This is a genomic window from Chitinophaga tropicalis (genome assembly GCF_009758205.1).
Taxonomy (GTDB): domain Bacteria; phylum Bacteroidota; class Bacteroidia; order Chitinophagales; family Chitinophagaceae; genus Chitinophaga; species Chitinophaga tropicalis.
The window spans coordinates 222483-242272 of record NZ_WRXN01000012.1 but is presented as its reverse complement, the minus strand read 5'-3'; the positions used below and the strand labels follow the sequence as shown (position 1 = coordinate 242272).

General features: G+C 45.3%; 18 protein-coding genes. 10 read left to right on the top strand and 8 right to left on the bottom strand.

The annotated features are described in order from the left end of the window. Positions 1-47 precede the first annotated feature (47 nt). The 7 genes from GO493_RS23770 (at position 48) to GO493_RS23740 (ending at position 5953) form a co-directional block, all read left to right on the top strand. Positions 48-308, top strand: a complete 261-nt coding sequence (locus GO493_RS23770; protein WP_198315814.1) for a hypothetical protein — start codon at positions 48-50, stop codon at positions 306-308. Positions 309-528: 220 nt separating this feature from the next. Then, positions 529-858, top strand: coding sequence for an ArsR/SmtB family transcription factor (locus GO493_RS23765; protein ID WP_157308728.1), 330 nt, complete (start codon positions 529-531; stop codon positions 856-858). 56 nt (positions 859-914) lie between these two features. Then, on the top strand, positions 915-1757 hold the full coding sequence (locus GO493_RS23760) for an arsenite methyltransferase (RefSeq protein ID WP_157308727.1): 843 nt from the start codon (positions 915-917) through the stop codon (positions 1755-1757). Positions 1758-1782: 25 nt separating this feature from the next. Next, on the top strand, positions 1783-2199 hold the full coding sequence (locus tag GO493_RS23755; protein WP_157308726.1) for an arsenate reductase ArsC: 417 nt from the start codon (positions 1783-1785) through the stop codon (positions 2197-2199). A gap of 2 nt (positions 2200-2201) precedes the next feature. Next, positions 2202-3278, top strand: a complete 1077-nt coding sequence (gene arsB, locus GO493_RS23750; RefSeq protein WP_157308725.1) for an ACR3 family arsenite efflux transporter — start codon at positions 2202-2204, stop codon at positions 3276-3278. Positions 3279-3481: 203 nt separating this feature from the next. Further along, positions 3482-4882, top strand: a complete 1401-nt coding sequence (locus GO493_RS23745; RefSeq protein ID WP_157308724.1) for a hypothetical protein — start codon at positions 3482-3484, stop codon at positions 4880-4882. A 99-nt stretch (positions 4883-4981) separates the two neighbouring features. Continuing rightward, on the top strand, positions 4982-5953 hold the full coding sequence (locus GO493_RS23740; RefSeq protein ID WP_157308723.1) for a hypothetical protein: 972 nt from the start codon (positions 4982-4984) through the stop codon (positions 5951-5953). Positions 5954-6056: 103 nt separating this feature from the next. Here GO493_RS23740 and GO493_RS23735 read toward each other — a convergent pair whose 3' ends face one another. The 5 genes from GO493_RS23735 to GO493_RS23715 all read right to left on the bottom strand — a co-directional run bounded on the left by GO493_RS23735 (position 6057) and on the right by GO493_RS23715 (position 10548). After that, entirely contained in the window at positions 6057-6731 is a 675-nt protein-coding gene (locus GO493_RS23735) for a hypothetical protein (RefSeq protein WP_157308722.1), read from the bottom strand. Positions 6732-6908: 177 nt separating this feature from the next. Continuing rightward, positions 6909-7343, bottom strand: a complete 435-nt coding sequence (locus tag GO493_RS23730) for a hypothetical protein (RefSeq protein ID WP_157308721.1) — start codon at positions 7341-7343, stop codon at positions 6909-6911. A gap of 4 nt (positions 7344-7347) precedes the next feature. After that, positions 7348-8523 (bottom strand): glycosyltransferase family 4 protein, encoded by a 1176-nt coding sequence (locus GO493_RS23725; protein WP_198315813.1) that lies wholly within the window; start codon positions 8521-8523, stop codon positions 7348-7350. A gap of 115 nt (positions 8524-8638) precedes the next feature. Beyond that, a complete protein-coding gene (locus GO493_RS23720; RefSeq protein WP_157308719.1) occupies positions 8639-9064 on the bottom strand; it encodes a response regulator in 426 nt (141 codons plus the stop codon). Positions 9065-9279: 215 nt separating this feature from the next. Next, positions 9280-10548: a DEAD/DEAH box helicase gene (locus GO493_RS23715; RefSeq protein ID WP_198315812.1), complete on the bottom strand. Its 1269-nt coding sequence runs from the start codon at positions 10546-10548 to the stop codon at positions 9280-9282. Between the two features lie 159 nt (positions 10549-10707). Between GO493_RS23715 and GO493_RS23710 the strand changes: the two genes are divergently transcribed. Continuing rightward, entirely contained in the window at positions 10708-11772 is a 1065-nt protein-coding gene (locus GO493_RS23710; RefSeq protein WP_157308718.1) for a mechanosensitive ion channel family protein, read from the top strand. A 41-nt stretch (positions 11773-11813) separates the two neighbouring features. Here GO493_RS23710 and GO493_RS23705 read toward each other — a convergent pair whose 3' ends face one another. The 3 genes from GO493_RS23705 to GO493_RS23695 are packed head-to-tail and all read right to left on the bottom strand — an operon-like array spanning position 11814 to position 15682. Next, positions 11814-12275 (bottom strand): VOC family protein, encoded by a 462-nt coding sequence (locus GO493_RS23705; RefSeq protein ID WP_232539006.1) that lies wholly within the window; start codon positions 12273-12275, stop codon positions 11814-11816. Between the two features lie 18 nt (positions 12276-12293). Next, positions 12294-12845: a T9SS type A sorting domain-containing protein gene (locus tag GO493_RS23700; protein WP_157308717.1), complete on the bottom strand. Its 552-nt coding sequence runs from the start codon at positions 12843-12845 to the stop codon at positions 12294-12296. A gap of 8 nt (positions 12846-12853) precedes the next feature. Further along, entirely contained in the window at positions 12854-15682 is a 2829-nt protein-coding gene (locus GO493_RS23695; protein ID WP_157308716.1) for an OmpA family protein, read from the bottom strand. 448 nt (positions 15683-16130) lie between these two features. Between GO493_RS23695 and GO493_RS23690 the strand changes: the two genes are divergently transcribed. Together GO493_RS23690 and GO493_RS23685 are read left to right on the top strand one after the other, a co-directional pair. After that, positions 16131-18410, top strand: coding sequence for a GH92 family glycosyl hydrolase (locus tag GO493_RS23690; RefSeq protein ID WP_157308715.1), 2280 nt, complete (start codon positions 16131-16133; stop codon positions 18408-18410). Between the two features lie 216 nt (positions 18411-18626). After that, positions 18627-19787, top strand: a complete 1161-nt coding sequence (locus GO493_RS23685) for a FecR family protein (protein ID WP_157308714.1) — start codon at positions 18627-18629, stop codon at positions 19785-19787. The last annotated feature ends 3 nt before the right edge of the window (positions 19788-19790 follow it).

The following is a 19790-nucleotide window of genomic DNA, read 5'->3' as shown; positions in this document are numbered from 1 at the left end:
GGCGGCAAGGGATCCCACGTTTTTTGTTAACCAAAAAAATTGTCAGTATGTCTACAGTAAAATTGTTTAGTAACACCACTTACGCTTCACAACCTCCCATCAATTTAATTAATCAGTTTTTGTCATGTTATGATGATATTGAAGATGTGAGAAGAGTTATGCAGGAGATCGTTGATACAGCTATGACCAGCCCACAGGCAGATAGCTGGACTACAGAAGAACGGGCAGATGCTATTTTCTTCTGTAAGTTGATGACGCAGATGGCAGAAGCGGTAATGAAAATTTATATGCCATACGTACTCGCATAGAATTAAAGGCCGGTTTCGGTCTTTTTCTTTTTATAGCTACAGGAAGAAATCGTTGTTTAATAATATTATGAGAAAAGTATTAAAAGAAGTGATCCTGGTGGCAAACCTGGTATCGCATTTTGCGATACCTTCCAAAAAGCAGGAAAATATTTTAAGAAATTTGAAGTGTTTTTTTTGAGATTGAATTATATATCGTAATATTGCGATGGGAATTTAAGGTATGGGAGCTACAAAAACTGAACTATTTACAGAACAACAGAATGAACTGGCTTCAATGGCTAAGGCGCTGGCTCACCCTGCCCGGATTGCAATATTGCAGTACCTGGTTAAGAAAAATGCCTGTGTATGCGGGGATATTGTCGATGAACTGGGACTGGCCCAGGCAACAACCTCCCAACATCTTAAAGAATTGAAGAATGCCGGTATTATTCAGGGAACAATTGATGGGCCGAGCGTTTGTTATTGTATCGATCCTAAAGTATGGCTGAAGTATAAAGAACTGTTCAACAGCTTCTTTAAAAATGTAACTATCGATAACAACTGTTGTTGATTTTTTTTGCTTTAATATATCGCAATATTGCGATTTAATAATTAAAACTCTCTTTTATGTCTACCGATCAGGAACTGAAAGAACTTGTAAAACAGAAATACAGTGAAATTGCTTTACAGGACAAAGAAACCAACCAGGCTTCCTGCTGTGGTTCCGGCTGCTGCTCAGCAGAGGTGTATAACATTATGAGTGAAGATTATTCAAAGATGGAAGGCTATAACCCTGACGCTGATCTCGGATTAGGTTGTGGCCTGCCTACTCAGTTTGCCCGGATTAAAAAGGGAGACACCGTAATAGACCTGGGCTCCGGTGCTGGCAATGACTGTTTCATTGCCCGTCAGGAAACAGGGGAGACAGGAAAGGTCATTGGTATAGACTTTACCCCTGCTATGATTGAAAAAGCTCGTGCCAATGCAGAAAAGTTAAATTATAACAACGTCGAATTCCGGCAGGGAGATATTGAAAAGATGCCTGTAACGGCTAATGTTGCAGATGTGATAGTAAGCAACTGTGTATTAAACCTGGTACCCAATAAAGATGGTGTTCTCAAAGAGGTTTTCCGGGTATTGAAACCCGGTGGGCATTTCAGTATTTCGGATATCGTACTGGAAGGAGATCTGCCTCCTATCATTCAGCAGGCTGCGGAAATGTATGCAGGCTGTGTATCTGGCGCCATTCAGAAAAAATCATACCTGGAGCTGATAAACAGTAACGGATTTGTCAATATCACTTTACAGAAAGAGAAAGCCATTTTTATACCGGACGATATTCTGTCAAACTACCTGCCACAGAATGAAATAAGCCAGTTCAGGAACAGCAATACAGGGATCTATAGTATTACCGTTTACGCTGAAAAACCACAGGCATCAGCTTGTTGCGCACCCGGTTGTTGCGATTAAAAATCAGACACACTCAAAAGTTGATATGAAAAAGATATTGGTACTTTGTACAGGCAACAGTTGCCGCAGCCAGATAGCTGAAGGCTATTTAAGACATTTCGCAGCAGGAAAAGCTGAAGTGTATAGCGCAGGGGTTGAAACACATGGCGTAAATCCCCGTGCTATCGCTATCATGAAGGAAGATGGTATCGATATTTCAGGTCATACTTCCAATCATATTGACGAATATCGTGGTATTGACTTTGACTACGTGATCACCGTTTGTGACAATGCTAAAGAACGTTGTCCGTATTTCCCTACTACGGCTCAGAAGTTTCATTATAACTTCCCGGACCCGGCAAAAGCCACAGGCACAGAACCAGAAATTATGGATCAGTTCAGGGTGGTACGTGAGATGATCAGGCAATATAGTAGTAATTTCATTCTTCATCACATTTCCTGATTATGAGCGCAGGCAACTGTAATCCTGTTATAGAAAGAAAGCGCCTCAGCTTTTTAGACCGTTACCTCACGCTGTGGATATTTCTTGCGATGGCGATCGGTGTGGCTATTGGCTATATCATACCTGGTATATCAACATTCATTAACTCTTTTTCATCTGGTACCACCAATGTTCCGTTAGCAGTAGGATTAATCCTCATGATGTATCCGCCTTTGGCAAAAGTGCGTTATGAACAGATGGGAAAGGTCTTTAAAGATGCAAAGATATTAGGTGTATCCCTGTTGCTCAACTGGGTAATAGGGCCTGTACTGATGTTCCTTTTGGCGCTCTTGTTCCTGCATGGCTATCCCGAATACATGGTAGGGCTGATCCTAATAGGTCTTGCGCGTTGTATTGCTATGGTGATTGTATGGAACGAGCTGGCAGACGGTAACAGGGAATACGCAGCGGGATTAGTTGCTTTAAATAGCATATTCCAGGTATTGTTATACAGTATTTATGCCTACGTTTTCATTACTATTTTGCCACCTTTTTTTGGTTATAAAGGGTTGTCTGTCAACATAACGATCGGCCAGATAGCAGAAAGTGTTGCTATCTACTTAGGTATCCCTTTTGCCGCTGGAATTATCAGCCGGTATATATTGCTAAACCTGAAAGGGGAACAATGGTATCAGGAGAAATTCATCCCTTTTATTTCTCCTGTTACCTTAATAGCACTTCTCTTTACTATAATCGTAATGTTCAGTCTGAAGGGTGGATTGATAGTACAAATACCCTTTGATGTACTACGGATTGCCCTGCCCCTGGTAATATATTTTGCCATTATGTTCCTGGCAAGCTTCCTCATGGGAAAGGCCCTTGGGGCGGATTATTCACAAAATGCTGCTATCTCCTTTACCGCTGCCGGGAACAACTTTGAACTGGCCATAGCTGTAGCTATCGGAGTATTTGGTATTAATTCAGGACAAGCCTTTGCTGGTGTGATTGGGCCATTAGTAGAGGTGCCTGCTCTGATCCTGCTTGTAAATGTAGCGTTCTGGTTACGGAAGAAATATTATATTAAAACACGAATAGTCTGACTCGGGGCAGCTTGCTTTGATATACTTTTACAAACTGCTTTTACGTATTTCCTCAAAAGACAAAATTCAGCCAACATCTAACCATCCCCCTCAAATACGGGAAAAAAACCGGCCCCCTCTGACAATTTCCCCGTTGTCCCCCAGAAACAAACAACTGAACTTTATACCGTCATTCATTTCTTCAACTATTAATCCCAATGATCATGTACACTATTTACTTAAGAAGCCTTTGTTTGCTGGCACTCTCACTTTCTCTGCTGCCACAGGACGGTTTTTCGCAGAATTCTACTGTCACCGTTGATTTTAAAACAAAGCAGATTGACTTTTCCACCAGGAAGTTGAATAAGCGTGATGCGGTACAGCTCAGGGTTATCAATTATAACCCTAACCTGTATAAATTATCTGTAGTAGATATTGATACGCTGGATATTATACCACCCAATAACGGAACATTACTTTCAAACTTTCTGAACAACAACAACCTGGCAGACCTGGTAGCAAACCTTTCCTCTGCTGTAAGTGTTGTACCTGCTCTGGCGGGAGGGAAGGCACTTGTAGCAGCAGTAGGCGGAAAGAAGAAGACTACCCCTACTGTATTGGAAATCCAATCCGATGAAATAGACGCTATCCTGCAACAAAAACGCGAGATAGATAAGATCAACCAGGATGCAGAGGACTTATTGTATAACCTCCAGCGCAAATTCCGGATTAAAATGGAACCGGTTATCAGTTGCGCAGAAGGAGAGATAGCATCCGAAAAGACGATTGCCGACATTGAGCGGAAGATGGAGGATCTCAGGAAACAGTTGATTAACAAGCAACATGCTATTGAAGAAGATGCCTTCAACTACATTAAAAAAGTCACTCCCCACTATACAGCTATGCAAAAGGATGCAGGACTGAAATTGAATGATACCCTGATCAGGGGCTCATATGCACGGATGACCACAGCTTTGACAGCTGCACAATCTAATGTCAGCCTGCAGGCTCAGGATAAGCTCATCACCCAACTAAAACAGCTGCAGCTTTCTTCAACAGGCTGTTATACCTCACTACCGCTTTACCTGTTTGACGACCGGAAAAAGATCACCATCGAATTTAAGCCAAGAGCAGACAGCCTGGGACTGCCGCCTTACAAAACCACATTTTTCCTGCCCTGGGTACCGAGACAGGTATGGGGTGTAAGTGCCGGCATTTACACCGGCGGCCTTTTCAACGAAACATATGCCACGAAAGAAAATGAAGATTCCTCTTTTTCTGTTATGAAAGAAAAACATTCCGGGAAAGCTGAATTTGGCATCAATGCCCTGGCTTATACCGGCTGGAACCTGACAAAAGAAAAATGCAATTACCTGGGCGTAGCCTTCGGAGCAGGAATGTCTGTGGCTGATAAACCCAAGCCCAGGATCTTATTGGGAGCATCTTTCATAACAGGAGACAAGAACAGGCTGATGATAACCGGAGGTGTAATAGGTGGTTTTGTAAGCCGTTTGTCTTCAGCATATTCAACCGACCGCAAATATGTCACTAATCCCGGTACGGTTACCCGGGACGTGATCCGGCCGGGATGGTTCATTTCATTGAATTATAGCTTCATCAATTAAAGGGGCCCGGGAGGTAATACGCCTCCCGGAATATACAAACCAGTTGGTATTGACTGGCTCCCTCCGGGAATTTAATTTACAATAGCTAAATCCATAATCATGAAATATGCTCTCGTTATACTGATGCTGTTTTTCTCGGGAAGAGTATTTGCAGATAACCTGGCACAGGATAGTACCACTAAAGCAGCAACAGACTCCACTACTAATAAGAAAATGAAAGATACTACCAATAAAAAGACAGACACCACTGCTCAGAAAGCTTCCACAGCCTTGCTCAAAACGCTGAAAGCCCAGCAGGAGCACACAAAGAAACTGTATGAGAATAAAGCGGCTTCTCCCCGCTGGGGCTTGATAATAGGATTCTTACTGGTAGCAGGACCGGGATTATGGTTACTGTTCCGTACTCCCCTTTGCCGGGACCTGAGCTATGACCCTCAGACCAGCGCTTTAAGACCGGAAAAAGAAAGGCCTTTCAGCTATGCCAAGGTACAGTTGCTATGGTGGACCAGTATCATACTTTCCTGTTTCCTGGCCTTTTATATCTATACCGGTATATTGCCGGCATTTACTTCTACTATTGCTATCCTGTTGGGGGGGGGGCTGGCAGTAGCCCTGTTTGGAAAGGTCATTGATAATTCCCAGACAGAAGCCAATAAGGATGCCGTTCCTGTCAGGCACCAGGATGTTGGACCAGCCAAAGGTCTATTGATAGATATTCTTTCGGACGATGGTGGAATAAGTATACACCGGTTCCAGTCTATAGTGTTCACTATTATTTTCGGAATTGCTTTCGTTGTGGCGTTTATTAAGAATATTCATAATGAGCTGTTTCCCTTCCTGGACTTTGAGGACTGGCAGCTGACATTAATGGGGATAAGCGCTTCGGCTTACCTGGGATTTAAAATGAATGAAAATAATGCCGGAACGAAAACCGGCAGAGAGGTGGAGGCTGTGAAGAATAGTAAAGGTAATACAACAACCAGAGGTATTACAAATGAAAGCAAGGCAGGGCAGGAGTCTGCAGCTTTCCTGGAAATGAAGGAAGATCTGGAGAGGAAGGGGCTGGTGTGACGGGATACTGCTATCTGTACTATAAAAGTTAATGATTGATGATGGCCATCATCAATCATTAACTTAATTTGGTAACCAATAAGCCAAATGATAAATTATAAAGTCATTTATTTTTCAACCGCTCATATACTTTCTCAAAAACAACCGGATAATTGGCAAAGTATTCCAGCCCGTCATTTTTAGCATACTCCCTGTACCAATCAAAACTATTCCTGATAAAATTGCACAGGTCCTCAAAGTTCGGATTACCTGCAAGCCTGGCAATAGCTATCCGTTTGAATATTAAACCCTCAATACCCAGCATGGAATGCACATTTTCATTATAGGGAAAAGAGGTATTGATAAAAGCATCCAGTTTTTTTATGTCACTGAATGTTGCCAGATCAGGTAACAGATGGCTGGTCAATAGATCTGTCAGGATGTCCTGCACATCATTAAGAGCGTGTTCTGTATAGGGAAATTGTAATGAATCACCGCCAACATGAAATGTAGCAGGGTTCTCCGTATCCTGGTAATGAACATTGACCAGAGGCGCCAGGTCCTGCCATACCTGCTCAACAGCATCTATACGCTTAAATAATGTAAGATTAAAAGTAAACAGGTCACTGTGATAACGAATGCTGGGTAAGGTGGTATAGTCATACCCTGATCTACTTCTCTTTACGCACTTAAATATCTGAGTACCTTCTTCCCGTTTTATCAGGAAGTCATGATCAATTAAGATCCCGGCTACTACTTCATTAACCCTGTTTTGGATTGTTGTCCTCGTTAGTTGCATAGTTATTTAAATATCTATAAAGAAATATATCGTTGTCCCTAAAATAAAGGCGCCTTCGATCTGAAGGCGCCCCTCTCATCTGGCATAGGGATTTATACGATAACCCGATTTTTTTAAATTAAACCCAGCTCCTTGTCATAACACTTCTCATTTGCACCGGAGCTGGGAGATGGCTTTCTATAAGTTGGCAGATCTGTTCGTTTTAAAAAGATCATCCCGGCCCTTCTCTATCACTGACAGCAACGGCACCAGGGCCGGGATGAGTGTTCTCTGTTCATCTACAATTATGGCTTCTTTAGTGTTTCTCAGACAGACATCCTGCGGCCCCTTCAAGCTACCAGACCAGACAGCAACCGTATCCGGGGCCGGGATGAATGTTTCATATACTCTACACACCTTTTTTAAGAACTTTTCAGAAAGACATGCCCCGGCCCCTTCTGGAACCCGGCTGACAGCAACTGCACCGGGGCCGGGATAAATGTCTGCATACTCAACACAATGTTCACATGAAACCTCAAAAATCTTTAACAAGCATCCCCAGGCCCCCTTTCCGTACTTCCAGCCAGCATCTTCATGGGGCCGGGATGAATGTTTGCATCTCTCATCACACAATATCTTAGTTAAGGGAATTATTAATGTAGTCCTGTAATGCTGCAGGGTAAAGCAATACTTCTGCAAGCTGTTCCTTTTTCCTGCCAGGAGTGAACACATTACCTTCCAGGAAAATATCTTCTACCTGTTGTTTGAACACCTGAGGTTTGAACTGGGAAGCTACCAGTTGAGCAGCACAGCTCATATCGGCGTACAACGGTTTGTTATGTAGCAGCTGTTCAACGTGACGGCGTACTTGTTCCAGGTAATGACCACTGATACGATATCCGTTCCATCCATGCGCTACCAGCTCGTTAGCGCCTCCTGCAAGCGGTACTATTACCGGCCTGCCATAACTCATGGCCTGAAGAATGCTGATGTCGAATATATCCTGGTAATGCTCCGTCTGTGACAGGTTCAACACTACAGCCGCACGTTGATAGAAGGGGTGAAGGTTAATCTGCGGACCATACACTATCACATTATCAGGGATCAACCGCAGGCCAAAGAATTCTTTTCTTTCCTTCCTGCTGGCATTGAGCACCAGCTCAAACCTTGTGGAAGGCATCAGTCCAGCCAGCTGCAGCAGCTCCATCACACCACTTTCATGGCCCGGAGAAGCTATCATCAGCACAGTCTTACGTGATCCGTGATTGGTATGCAGTAAGGCCTCCTGTACAAAAGACTCAGGCAAACAGCTATGAATAATATGATGCGTTGACTTCGGAAAATTCATCTGTGTCTTTACATAACGGGAGCCGAATATCACATGTGTAGCCATCTGTTGTGCCATATACAGCAGGAACTTACGCATGTAAGCAGGATGTACCGCTGTTTCGTGAATGTGATAAGTGATCGGCGCGTTCTTCAGCCTGCCGGCCCATGCTGCGCCAAACGGCAGCAGTGTATTGATGTACACGCTATCGCCCGGTTCAATCAGCCCCAAAACTTTCCTGAAAATAAGCAGCTGTGCCAACAGGAAACTGAAGAAAGTGCGCCATTTGTCCCCCCGTTCGTAATTTCTTATATAGTGATACTGAATACCGGGTACGTCTGTAAGGAACCCTGGAGTATCGTTGGTGCGCGTTGTAATAAGATGTACAGTCATACCTTTTTCAGCTAATGCTTCGAGCGACTGCCGAAATATTAATGAACTACCGCTTCGGTCATCTTTCAGGTGTATTGCGATCATCTTTTTCATAAAAAAAGTATTTAGCAGATCATAGGTAAAGGGATAAACAGGGCCTGTTGCAGGTGTAGGCTTACCGGCATTGGTTATGAAAAAAGCAATATTTTTTTTGGGAGCAACGGCTTTCTCAGAAGATAAACCCCCTTCCATTCCGTCGTCGTTTTTGCAGATAATCTTTTACTACGTATAACTTATTTAATGTTGTGGTGATATGTTCAAGTACATGTTCGTCTTTAATAATATAGTCAAATGCGCCGTTTTTGAGTGATTCCGCAGCAACTTCCGGTTCCTGGCTTGCACTGGCGAAGATGACAAAGATGTTGGTGTTGAAACGTTTGATCTGCTTTAAAATATCCAGTCCGTTCATATCTCCCAGATCATAATCCAGCAGTACGATGTCAGGCTTATCAGTCAGTTGTACCAGGAAGTCCCCTCCGTTCTGGAACGAACTGATGTGTTCGTAACCCTGTCCCCGGAGGTGTTTTTCGTATGACGCCAGACAGAACGGATCGTCATCTACTATATAAATCCTGCTGTCGTACTTGTTTGCCATAATCGTTGTTTGATTAGTAAGAAACCATTTGAGTGCCAGAAAATGGCATGGTGCCAGATCGGCCACAGTGGCTGATTTAGGAATTGGCATGGTACGGAAAGCGTCTAGTTTCAGGAAAGATTTTCCAGAAAATGGAAAAATGGGGGCCATTTCCAAAAAAGACAGCCCGCACCGAAGGTGCGGGCTGTCTTTTTTGCCCTGATATGTTTATATGATTACTTCGGCTTCGAACTATTTCGACGATTATTCTGCTGATTACGATTTCCTCCGGGACGAGGGCCTCCCGGTCTCTTCTTCCCGTTACGGTGCCCGCCACCGGAACGATGCAATTTCGGCGCATATTCCGGAACAGGCCCCAGCTGTTGAGGAACTTCAGACTTGGTAACAGGTTTTCCCAGGACTTCCTCTATACGCGCAAACTTCCGCTGCTCTTTATCACTCACAATAGTATAGGCAGTACCATCAGTAGCGGCACGGGCAGTACGGCCAATACGGTGAATATAATCTTCCGCGTCATTAGGAACATCATAGTTGATCACCAGGTCAATATCTTCAATATCAATACCGCGGCTCAGGATGTCTGTCGCCACCAGCATTTTCAGCTTTTTATTCTTAAAATCCATCAGCACCTGTTCCCGTTGCTCCTGCTCCAGGTCGGAGTGGATCTGTTCTACAGAGAATTTTGCCCGCTGCAGGTCATGGCAGAGTTGTTTTACCTGCTGCTTACGGGAGCAGAAGATAATGATATTGCCAAACTCCTTCTTTTGCAGGAGATGCTTGATCAGCGGCGTTTTCTGCTCTTCAAATACAATGAAGGCCTCCTGTACTATCTTTTCCGGGGGCTTGGAGATGGCAATATTGATCTCTTCCGGGTTATGCAGGATCTTCAGCGCCAGTTTCCTGATCTTATCCGGCATAGTGGCAGAGAACAGAAGATTTTGCCGCTGTTTGGGCAGAAAAGAAGTGATCTTAATAATATCATCATTAAAGCCCATGTCCAGCATACGGTCTGCTTCGTCCAGTACCAGGTATTTTACTGCATCCAGCTTTACATAACCCATATTGAGATGAGCTATCATACGGCCGGGTGTGCATACCACAATATCTACTCCGGAGGTCAGTGCTTTTTTCTCGGCAGAGAAAAGGGCGCCGTTGCTGCCGCCGTAAACGGCGATAGAGCTGACGGAAGTAAAATAAGACATGCCTTCCAGCGTCTGTGCTATCTGAACAGCCAGTTCGCGTGTAGGTACTATAATCAGTGAGTTGATCTTATTGGTATCATGGGGCTCAGTGATCAGGCGGTGAAGGATGGGGAGCAGGAAGGCGGCGGTTTTTCCGGTACCGGTCTGGGCGCAGGCCAGGATATCTTTCCCGTCAATGATAGGAGGGATCACCTTTTCCTGCACAGGGGTGGCCGTTGTATAACCCATTGCATCTATGCCATCCAATACCCGGTCATCCAGGTCAAATTCATCAAAATACAAAATGCTTATATGGTTTTGATCAGTTAATATTTAGCTAAAGATACATAATTGTAGTTAGTACACATATGGTGACAGAGCAGCAGTTTTAATTTTTAACCGGCCGTATGCCATACGGTATGTTCTTTGCGGAGTCTGCAAGATATCATAAAATAACCCATAATGCCCGAAGATTTACAGAAAAGCCTGCGCCTGCCACCGTTCTTATGGAATATTTTACTGGGATGCGCCGCACTGCTGGCGGGATTGATCATCAAATACCTGCTTGCAGTATTCCTGAAGTTCACCGCCCGTAAAGTGACTGATTACTCCCTGGTCCGTTCTATCGTTTTCCGGCTGGGAAAGCCTATCAACTATTTTCTGCCCCTGCTGCTGTTTAATATGGCGCTTCCGCTGATGGAACTGCCGTCCAGATCATTGAACTTCCTCAGCAGAGTTACAGAAATAGGCCTGATCATCACGTTCGGATTTACATTGACAGGCCTGGTGAAGGTTTTTGAAGATTATATGTATCACCAGTATGACCTGAAAAAAGAAGATAACCTGAGGGAGCGGAAATTGCGTACACAACTGCAGTTTGTAAGAAAACTGGCTGTCAGCACCATTATGGTCCTCACACTTTGTGCCGTTTTGTTAAGTTTTGACAACCTGCGGAAAATCGGCGCCGGTTTGCTGACAGGTGTAGGCGTTGGTGGTATTATCGTGGGATTTGCTGCACAACGCTCTCTTGGTAATTTCCTGGCAGGTATGCAGATCGCTTTTACCCAGCCTATCAGGATAGATGACGTGCTGGTAGTGGAAGGAGAGTGGGGCCGCGTGGAAGAGATCACGCTGACTTACGTGGTACTGGGCATATGGGACCAGCGCAAGCTGATCCTGCCTATCAACTATTTTATTGAAAAACCTTTCCAGAACTGGACCCGTACAGGTTCTGCGATTCTTGGTACCGCCTTTATATACCTGGACTATACTGCTCCCTTTGATGCCCTGCGGCTGGAATTTGACCGGTTGCTGAAAGACCAGCCCCTGTGGGACGGCCGGGTAAAAGTGATGCAGGTAACGGATATTAAGGAACGGGTGATAGAGGTGCGTTTCCTGGTAAGTGCCAATAGTTCGGGAAAAGCGTTCGATCTGCGTTGCTATATACGGGAAAGAATGATCAGCTTCATACAGCAGAATCATCCTTACTGCCTGCCTAAGACACAGGTGGAGATTAAATCTTCTTAAGCCGTAGTTTGCCCAGGTCCTGCCACCGGCAGGGCCTGTTGCTAATACCGGTCATCATTGATCTCTACCCAATATCCCTCCGGATCAGTGATATAAACCTGCTTAACCCCATCTACGCGGTTAGTTACCTTATTTAATTCTCCTGCCCAGCTGTAGAAGGAAATACGGTTCTTCTGTAACCCGTTAATAAACGCGTCCATGGACGGTACGCTGAAACACAGATGTGAGTTTCTGTCATGCGTTGTCACCTCTTTGGCTCCGCCGATCAGGTGCAACTGACTATGCTCACCTATTTTAAACCAGGTGTGGCGTCCGTCGTGAAATGGTTCCGGAATGGTATCGATCTGAAGAATATCTCGGTAAAATGCAGTGCATTTTTCAAGGTCTTTCACGTAGTGTGCGATATGGTTCAGAACAGGGCTTTTCTTTTGTGCCGAAGCCTGTACACAGGCGCTTATCATAACTGCTGTCAGCATGAAACAATGTGGAATCAGTTTTTTCATGCTGGCAATATACAAAACTTAGTAGTCCACTCTGAGTAATTTTCTTGTTATAGTTACACCGGTATTGAGGATCAGGCTTACAAGATAGAAGCTACGGGAAAGTTTGCCGGATGGTATTGTATACATGATAACGGGAGTTTCGGGTTCAACCGTTTTAGTATCAGTATAAACAACCTGGCCTATGTAGTTCATTATCTTAACATCAAACTGTGTTATCAGCCTTTGCTCAGTGGTATCCGCCGGCGTATACTCAATTGTCACATTGTCGGTATTGTTGGCCGGATTAGGATAAATGATCATAGGGTCTACTTCAGAGGTTTCACTGACAACACGGCCATTACGTGGTTGCTGGTACCCCTGGGTAAGCACCCACTTGCCGGCAGAAATGGTTTCAACTATTGGTTCACCTACGGACCAGTCAATCTGGAAGCCTTCGTCCGTTACTCTGCTATAGCCCGTAACGGATATTACGTACCTGTCTGTTATTATCTCTGTAACACCCTGTGCCTGCGCACCCGTAACAGATGCGCAAAGCAGACCTGCCGATATGAATGTTTTTAGTTTATTCATAACTCATACTATTCTTCAGTCAGTATTTCCATTTCCACTCTTCTGTTTTTCTCCTTAGCCGCCTTACTGTTATTAGTAGCAATGGGTTTGGTTTGTCCGTATCCGATAGTAGTGATCTTTTCAGCGGGAACGCCTTTTTCAACAAGGTATTGTTTTACCGCTTCACTTCTTTTCTCGGAAAGGGTCTGGTTAAATGCTTCAGAGCCTTCATTATCAGTATGGCCGCTCAGTTTCAGATGCCATCCGGGATGAGCTTTCAGCAGGGAAGCCATTTTGTCGAGAGAAGAGAGGGAAGAAGCAGCAATTTCAGCTTTGGCAGTGGCAAATTGGAGGTTGGCAAAAGCGGTATTTACTACAGCGCTTTCTTCTTTTTTCAGTTCCGCTTTTTTCAATGCTGCCGGCGCTGCTGTTATATTTTTCCTGGCATCAGGATCATTTTCATTGATGCTGGCAATAGGACCGGAAACTTTCGGGAAGCGTTTGTCAGTGTAAACGATCTGCGAACCATCTGCCAGCGTCTCATCTGCACGGGATGCAACGATCTGCCAGGTGAATGATACATTTGATTTACCACCCTGCAGCTCTTTTACATCAAAACCTTTCGCTGATTTGTTGGTCACATAAACACCGTTACACTCGCCTTCCAGCTGAATGAATACTTTCAGCGGGTGTTTGGCATCCACTAAAATGGTATGTGTCAGCAGTTGCTCCAGTGCAATATGTGCCGTGCCGTCTACCAGTTCGCCGGTACCAAAATCCTGGAACAGTACTTCGGGCGCTTCTGTACAATATAACAGGCGGTTATTGCCTTCTGCATCTTTGATCAGCGTGTTTTTCGGTCCGCTTGAAATGATGCCGCTCACCACACCGGCAGAGTCCATACCTGCCAGCTTTGTCCATACCACAGGTGTAGATGCTGAAGAGCCATAAGCGAAATATCCGCCCCAACGTCCCATATCAGTACCTGTTGTTGTGATAGCATAACCGGCAGTACCGATCTTAAAGCCCGCGCCACTTACACCGGCGCCTTCTGAAGGCACTACGGGCAGTAACCCTCTTGCACCGCCGGCAACACCTGTACCACCGGTGCTGAACGCCGCTCCTGACATGTTTGCCAGTACGCCTACGCCTACCACGCCGTAGAAATTACCGTTACCCACTACACCTGCGCCGGTCGACAACGGAGCATACAGGAATGTCTGATAGTTGATATTGTTACCCATCCCAATCACGCCTATACCCTGTGTGTTCTGCGCCCAGCCGTATACGCCGCTGGAGAAACCGCCGGTAGAGGAGGGAGGGGAATAGGAAGTTCCAAATACGCCGATACCGCCATTGGAAGCGGTATGTTCACCTTTTACGGCCAGCATGGCTATCCTGGTATTGGAGTAGCCCCATATGCCAGGACCGGCAGAAGAAACACCTTTTACACCTGCCCCATTACTGTAGTTACGCCCAAAAATAGCATTACCGCCACCGTTGGAATAACCGTTGATAGCATTCTTATAGGAAGCGTCTTTGTTAAGGCTCAGCATAGCATCGCCGGAGAATACGGTGAATACTCCCAGACCCTGCGCTGTTGTTGTATCTGCAGTACCATTCACAAGAACAGGAACACCTTTGGTAAACCTGATCCTTTCATTCTGTGCTCCATTACCATTTGTTTTTATTACCAGTGCTGCAGTATCCAGTGTGCCTATAAAGTCTGTCTGTGCATCTATTCCGCTATTGCCATTGGTTAACCATGACCTGTTTGCTGATTTGAGTGTATCTCCATTGGCAGTAGTGGTCATAGCCAGTTTACCGTCTTTCAGGTAGTCCAGCGTAGAAAGGTTCCATCCGGTACCATCCTGTGCAAACGGCTGCCATGCGGTACCATCCCATATATAAGATTTACGGTCTGTGCTGTTGTAATATGCCTGGTTGAGAGTAGGTGATGCAGGCGCTGTGGCAAAGGTGCCCAGCCAGCTGATCGAGACGCCGTCCAGGTTCAGCACCTGCCAGGCAGTGCCGTCCCATATGTAGGATTTGCGGTCAGGAATATTGTGATAAGCCTGGTTAACCAGCGGATCTGTTGGAGCGGTGGCAAACTCACCCAGCCACGTGATGGAGCTGCCGTCTTTACCATCTTCACTTAAAACCTGCCATGTGGAACCATCATATATATAGGCTTTCTTATCGGTTATATTGTAATATGCCTGGTTTACTGCCGCCCCGGAGGGATCAGTAGCAAATTCACCCAGCCATGTAATGGAAGTACCATCCTGCGCAAGTATCTGCCAGCTACTCGTGCTGTCCATGATATATGAACGCTTATCTGTACTGTTGTAATATGCCTGGCTTGGTTTCGCATCTGTAGGAGGAGTAGCCATTGTACCCAGCCATGACAGCGCTACTGTACCGCCGCTGCCGTTACCGGAACCACCGTTGGCGGCATAAAGGGCATAGGGAACGGCCATAAACGGCATAACGCCGGCCTGCATGAAATTACCATCAGCGTTAGCTTCGATCTCTACTTTCAGATATTGGTTCCCATTACTCCAGGGAATGGTATTGAAAGAACCTACTTCAGGGGTACCTTGTCCTATTGTAGCGCTGAAAAGACCCAGCAATGTAGTCTGTTTGGATTGTCTTTCAACATACACCGCTGTACCGGTAGGACTGCCGGCCAGGATACTGAACCGTATCTGGATAGGTTTCAGGGCATACACAGAACCTTTAGCATCTCTCGCAACTGCCTGATAGGTAATGCCTGTTAAACCAGTTTGCTGAGCCCTGGCAAGTCCACTCCAACACACAAATATGGGGATAAGTAAAATGAGTAAAATTGCTTTCATCTCATAGGTAGTTTGTCAATGATATGTCTAAAATATAACATTAATTATATTCTTATATTAAGAAATTAAGTAAAGATAAAACTATTATTTTATTAAAGCTATTTTTAATGTATGATTTGGCAGTAATAACACATACGTAGCATGATAAAATGTCGGATTGCCTCTTGAGGAGTAATTTTTTACATATATATATTAAGTGAAAGAAAATGACAGATAACCTTATTGATAAAGGTGATTTTCAATATCTAATATAGCTTCCGGTACTCCGGGACCAGGCCAGTTTCCCGGACCTGCTGTAAAGCAGGCTCAGTGAAGTAACACGAATTTCATTTTGTACCGGAAGTGGGATACCCTGATAGTGCATTGTTACCTGTGTTTGATATAATTTTCACCTTTTTCGCTTTCTCCATTCCGCGCCGTATATTGCCTGTCTAACGAATTTTGAGATATGCAAATGGGACTTAAGCAATACCCCTTGCTGGCAGCAACTTTGTTACTTGCCGGCATGCAGGTAAACGGACAACAAAAAAAGGCGACAACTGCAAAAGGTGAGAACCTGGTAGCATATGTTGACCCTTATATTGGCTCCGGAGGACATGGACACGTTTTTGTAGGCGCCAGCGTACCCTTTGGGGCAGTACAGGTAGGGCCAACTAACATTGTAAAGGGCTGGGACTGGTGCTCGGGCTATCACTATTCAGATAGCGTGGTGATCGGTTTCCCCCAGACTCACCTGAGCGGTACCGGCATAGGCGACCTCGGCGATGTGCTTATCATGCCTTATACCGGCAAGATCCGCACCAGCCGCGGTACACAGGAAAACCCAACTTCTGGCTACGGTTCCCATTATACACACGCTCACGAAACAGCTACACCGGGCTACTATGCTGTGCAGCTGGAAGATTATAATATTAAGGTAGAACTGACCGCTTCGGAGCGTGTTGGCTATCACAAGTATACTTTCCCTGAAGGACAGGAAGGACATATCATCGTAGACCTGAAAGAAGGAATAGGATGGGACGCACCTGTAGAAACCTTCATCCGCAAAAAAGATGAGTATACCCTTGAAGGATACCGCTATTCCAAAGGCTGGGCGGTTGATCAGCGCCTGTGGTTTGCCATCCGCAGTAATGTGCCCCTGAAACAGTTCAGCGTATTTGATGGAGATGCCGCTCAACCAGGAACGGAGGCCAAAGGTAAATATGTGAAAGGTGTGATCTCTTTTGATAAAGCACCAGCACAGGTACAGCTGAAAATAGGTATTTCTCCTGTAAGCAGTGAGAACGCACTGGCTAACATCAACGCAGAAATTCCCACCTGGGATTTTGCCGCTACGGTAAAAAGCGCCAATGCCAAATGGAATACAGAGCTTTCAAAGATTAAGCTGGAAACAAAAGATACAGTTAACAGATCTATCTTCTATACAGCATTATATCATACTATGATTGGCCCGGCGCTGTTCAATGATCATAACCGCGCATACCGCGGCACAGACAAAAAGGAATATGCTAACCCGGGGTTTGACAACTACTCTGTTTTCTCTCTCTGGGATATTTACCGTTCCTGTGCTCCGCTGTATACACTGACACAGCCGGAGAGAGTGAACAGCTTCGTAAATTCCATGGTAACTATTTACAAACAGCAGGGTAAGCTGCCCATCTGGCCACTGATGGGCAATGAGACCAACTGTATGGTAGGATATCATGCCGTACCCGTTATTGCAGACGCATACCTGAAAGGGTTCAAAGGCTTTAATGCAAATGAAGCTTTTGAAGCGATGAAAGCATCTGCAATGAGAGATGACCTGGGCATGAAGGATATCAAAGCCAAAGGATATATCCCGGCCGATAAAGAATATGAATCAGTGTCCAAAGCACTGGAATATGCGATAGACGACTGGTGTATTGCCGCTATGGCAAAGAAACTGGGCCGAACAGAAGATTTTGAGTATTTCTCAAAACGCGCTGGTTACTATAAGAACTACTTTGATAGCAACATCAAATTTGTACGTCCCAGAATGGACGATGGCAGCTGGAAAACACCTTATGATCCTTTCCATTCCATTCACGAGAAAGGCGATTTCACAGAAGGTAACGGCTGGCAATACACCTGGCTGGTGCCGCAGGACGTAGAAGGCCTGATCAGCCTCATGGGTGGCGATGATGCCTTTACTCAGAAACTGGATAGCCTGTTCCAGGCGAAAGGAGATATGGGCGCAGAAGCTTCCAACGATATTTCCGGCCTCATAGGTATGTACGCGCATGGTAATGAGCCCAGCCACCACGTTGCCTATATGTACGCATATGCCGGCAATCAGTGGAAAACTGCTGAAAAAGTACGCCAGGTAATGAAGGAATTCTATACCCACACTCCCGAAGGACTGGCAGGTAACGAAGACGTAGGCGCTATGTCTTCCTGGTATGTAGTCTCTTCCCTGGGCTTTTACCCGGTAAACCCGGCTAAAGGCATCTACGTATTTGGTAGCCCGTTGTTTGAAAAAGCTACCCTGAAACTGCAGGGTGGTAAAACATTTACCGTACAGACAGTGAATAACAGTCCTGAAAATATCTACATTCAGCAGGTAACACTGAACGGTAAACCATATAACAACAGCTATATCAGGCATGCTGATATCCAGAAAGGAGGTACCCTGAAGATCACCATGGGCAGCAAACCAGCCTATGAATTTGGTAAAGCAGCGGCCAGTCGCCCGGATTCCAGATATTAAATAAGGAACTCATAAATAATTACTTAGAAGGCAGTCCCTCAGGGGCTGCCTTTTTCGTTAACTTACTCATTAACTGTCAATTAACAGTTTAAATGAACGGAACACCGTAGCTTCATGCAATAGATTGCAGGGGTTGCCCTGATAATCATATGATACCAATATACCAACCAACGTGCGGAAACCGGCAAAACGATCTTATTAAACTGTAAAGCCATAATGAGTGTGAATCACGAACATATATATCAGCTGCTGTTACAGAAACGTAATGGCACCATCAATGAATCTGACGACCAGTACGTGTCCGGCCTTATCAGCGTCCATGAGGAGATAGATCTGATGTGGAGAGCGCTGAAGCATAGTTTTTCACTGCCTGGTGAAGAAAAGTTCTGGTCGCAGATAGACGCTTCCAGGGCCTGGAACACCGTGAAAGAAGACCTTGCGGTAAGACGCAGTGGCGGAAGCTCTCAGCGCGGATGGCTGCTGGCGGCTGCTATTCTCCTGGTAGCATTTACAGGAATAGGATTGTTATGGAAAAGCAACCGGCAACCCGGTAAGCTTGCAGTAAATACATCTGTTCCTGTGACAGTTGCTCCGGCAAACGGGCTGCAGCTGCTCATGGCAGACGGAAAAACGGTAGACCTGCCTTATAACAAGCCGCAGCAACAGATCAGCGCCGGCAATGTACAGCTGAACGCTGGCGCTAAAAAACTGAACTATACTGCCGGTACAACTAAAGGAGCAGAAGGATATAATACCCTGGTAGTACCGCCTAAAATGGATTATAAACTGCAGCTTTCTGACGGCACAGAGGTTTGGCTGAACGCAACCTCCAAGCTGAAATTTCCCTTTGAATTCAGCGGAAAGGCACGTGAAGTATACCTGGAAGGAGAAGCCTACTTCCAGGTAGCCTCAAATGCTGCCAGGCCGTTCATTGTACATACAGAGCAAACAGACATAGAAGTGCTTGGCACCTCCTTCAATGTAACGACATACAAAGACGTAACTACCAGGACTTCCCTGGTGAGCGGCGCCGTAGTGACCCGCTCCGGACAGGAGAAAGCAGCGCTGAAACCAGGACAGGAAGCTGTCTTCATTGCCGGCAAAGGCTATAGTGTCCGGCCATTTGATGAAGAGGAAGTGCTGGCATGGATGAAAGGTGTTTACATCTTCCGCAACACTCCGCTACATGAAATAGCCGAAGTAATAGACCGCTGGTATGGTGTGAAAGTGGTATTTGACAATCCTTCACTGGCAGCAAAGAGATTTACCGGTGGCCTGGAAAAACAGCAAAAGCTGGATTATTTTCTCGAAACACTCCAAGTAGTAGGAGATATAGAGCATTACTCCGATAACCAGGGAACTGTGCATCTGAAGTAGGCA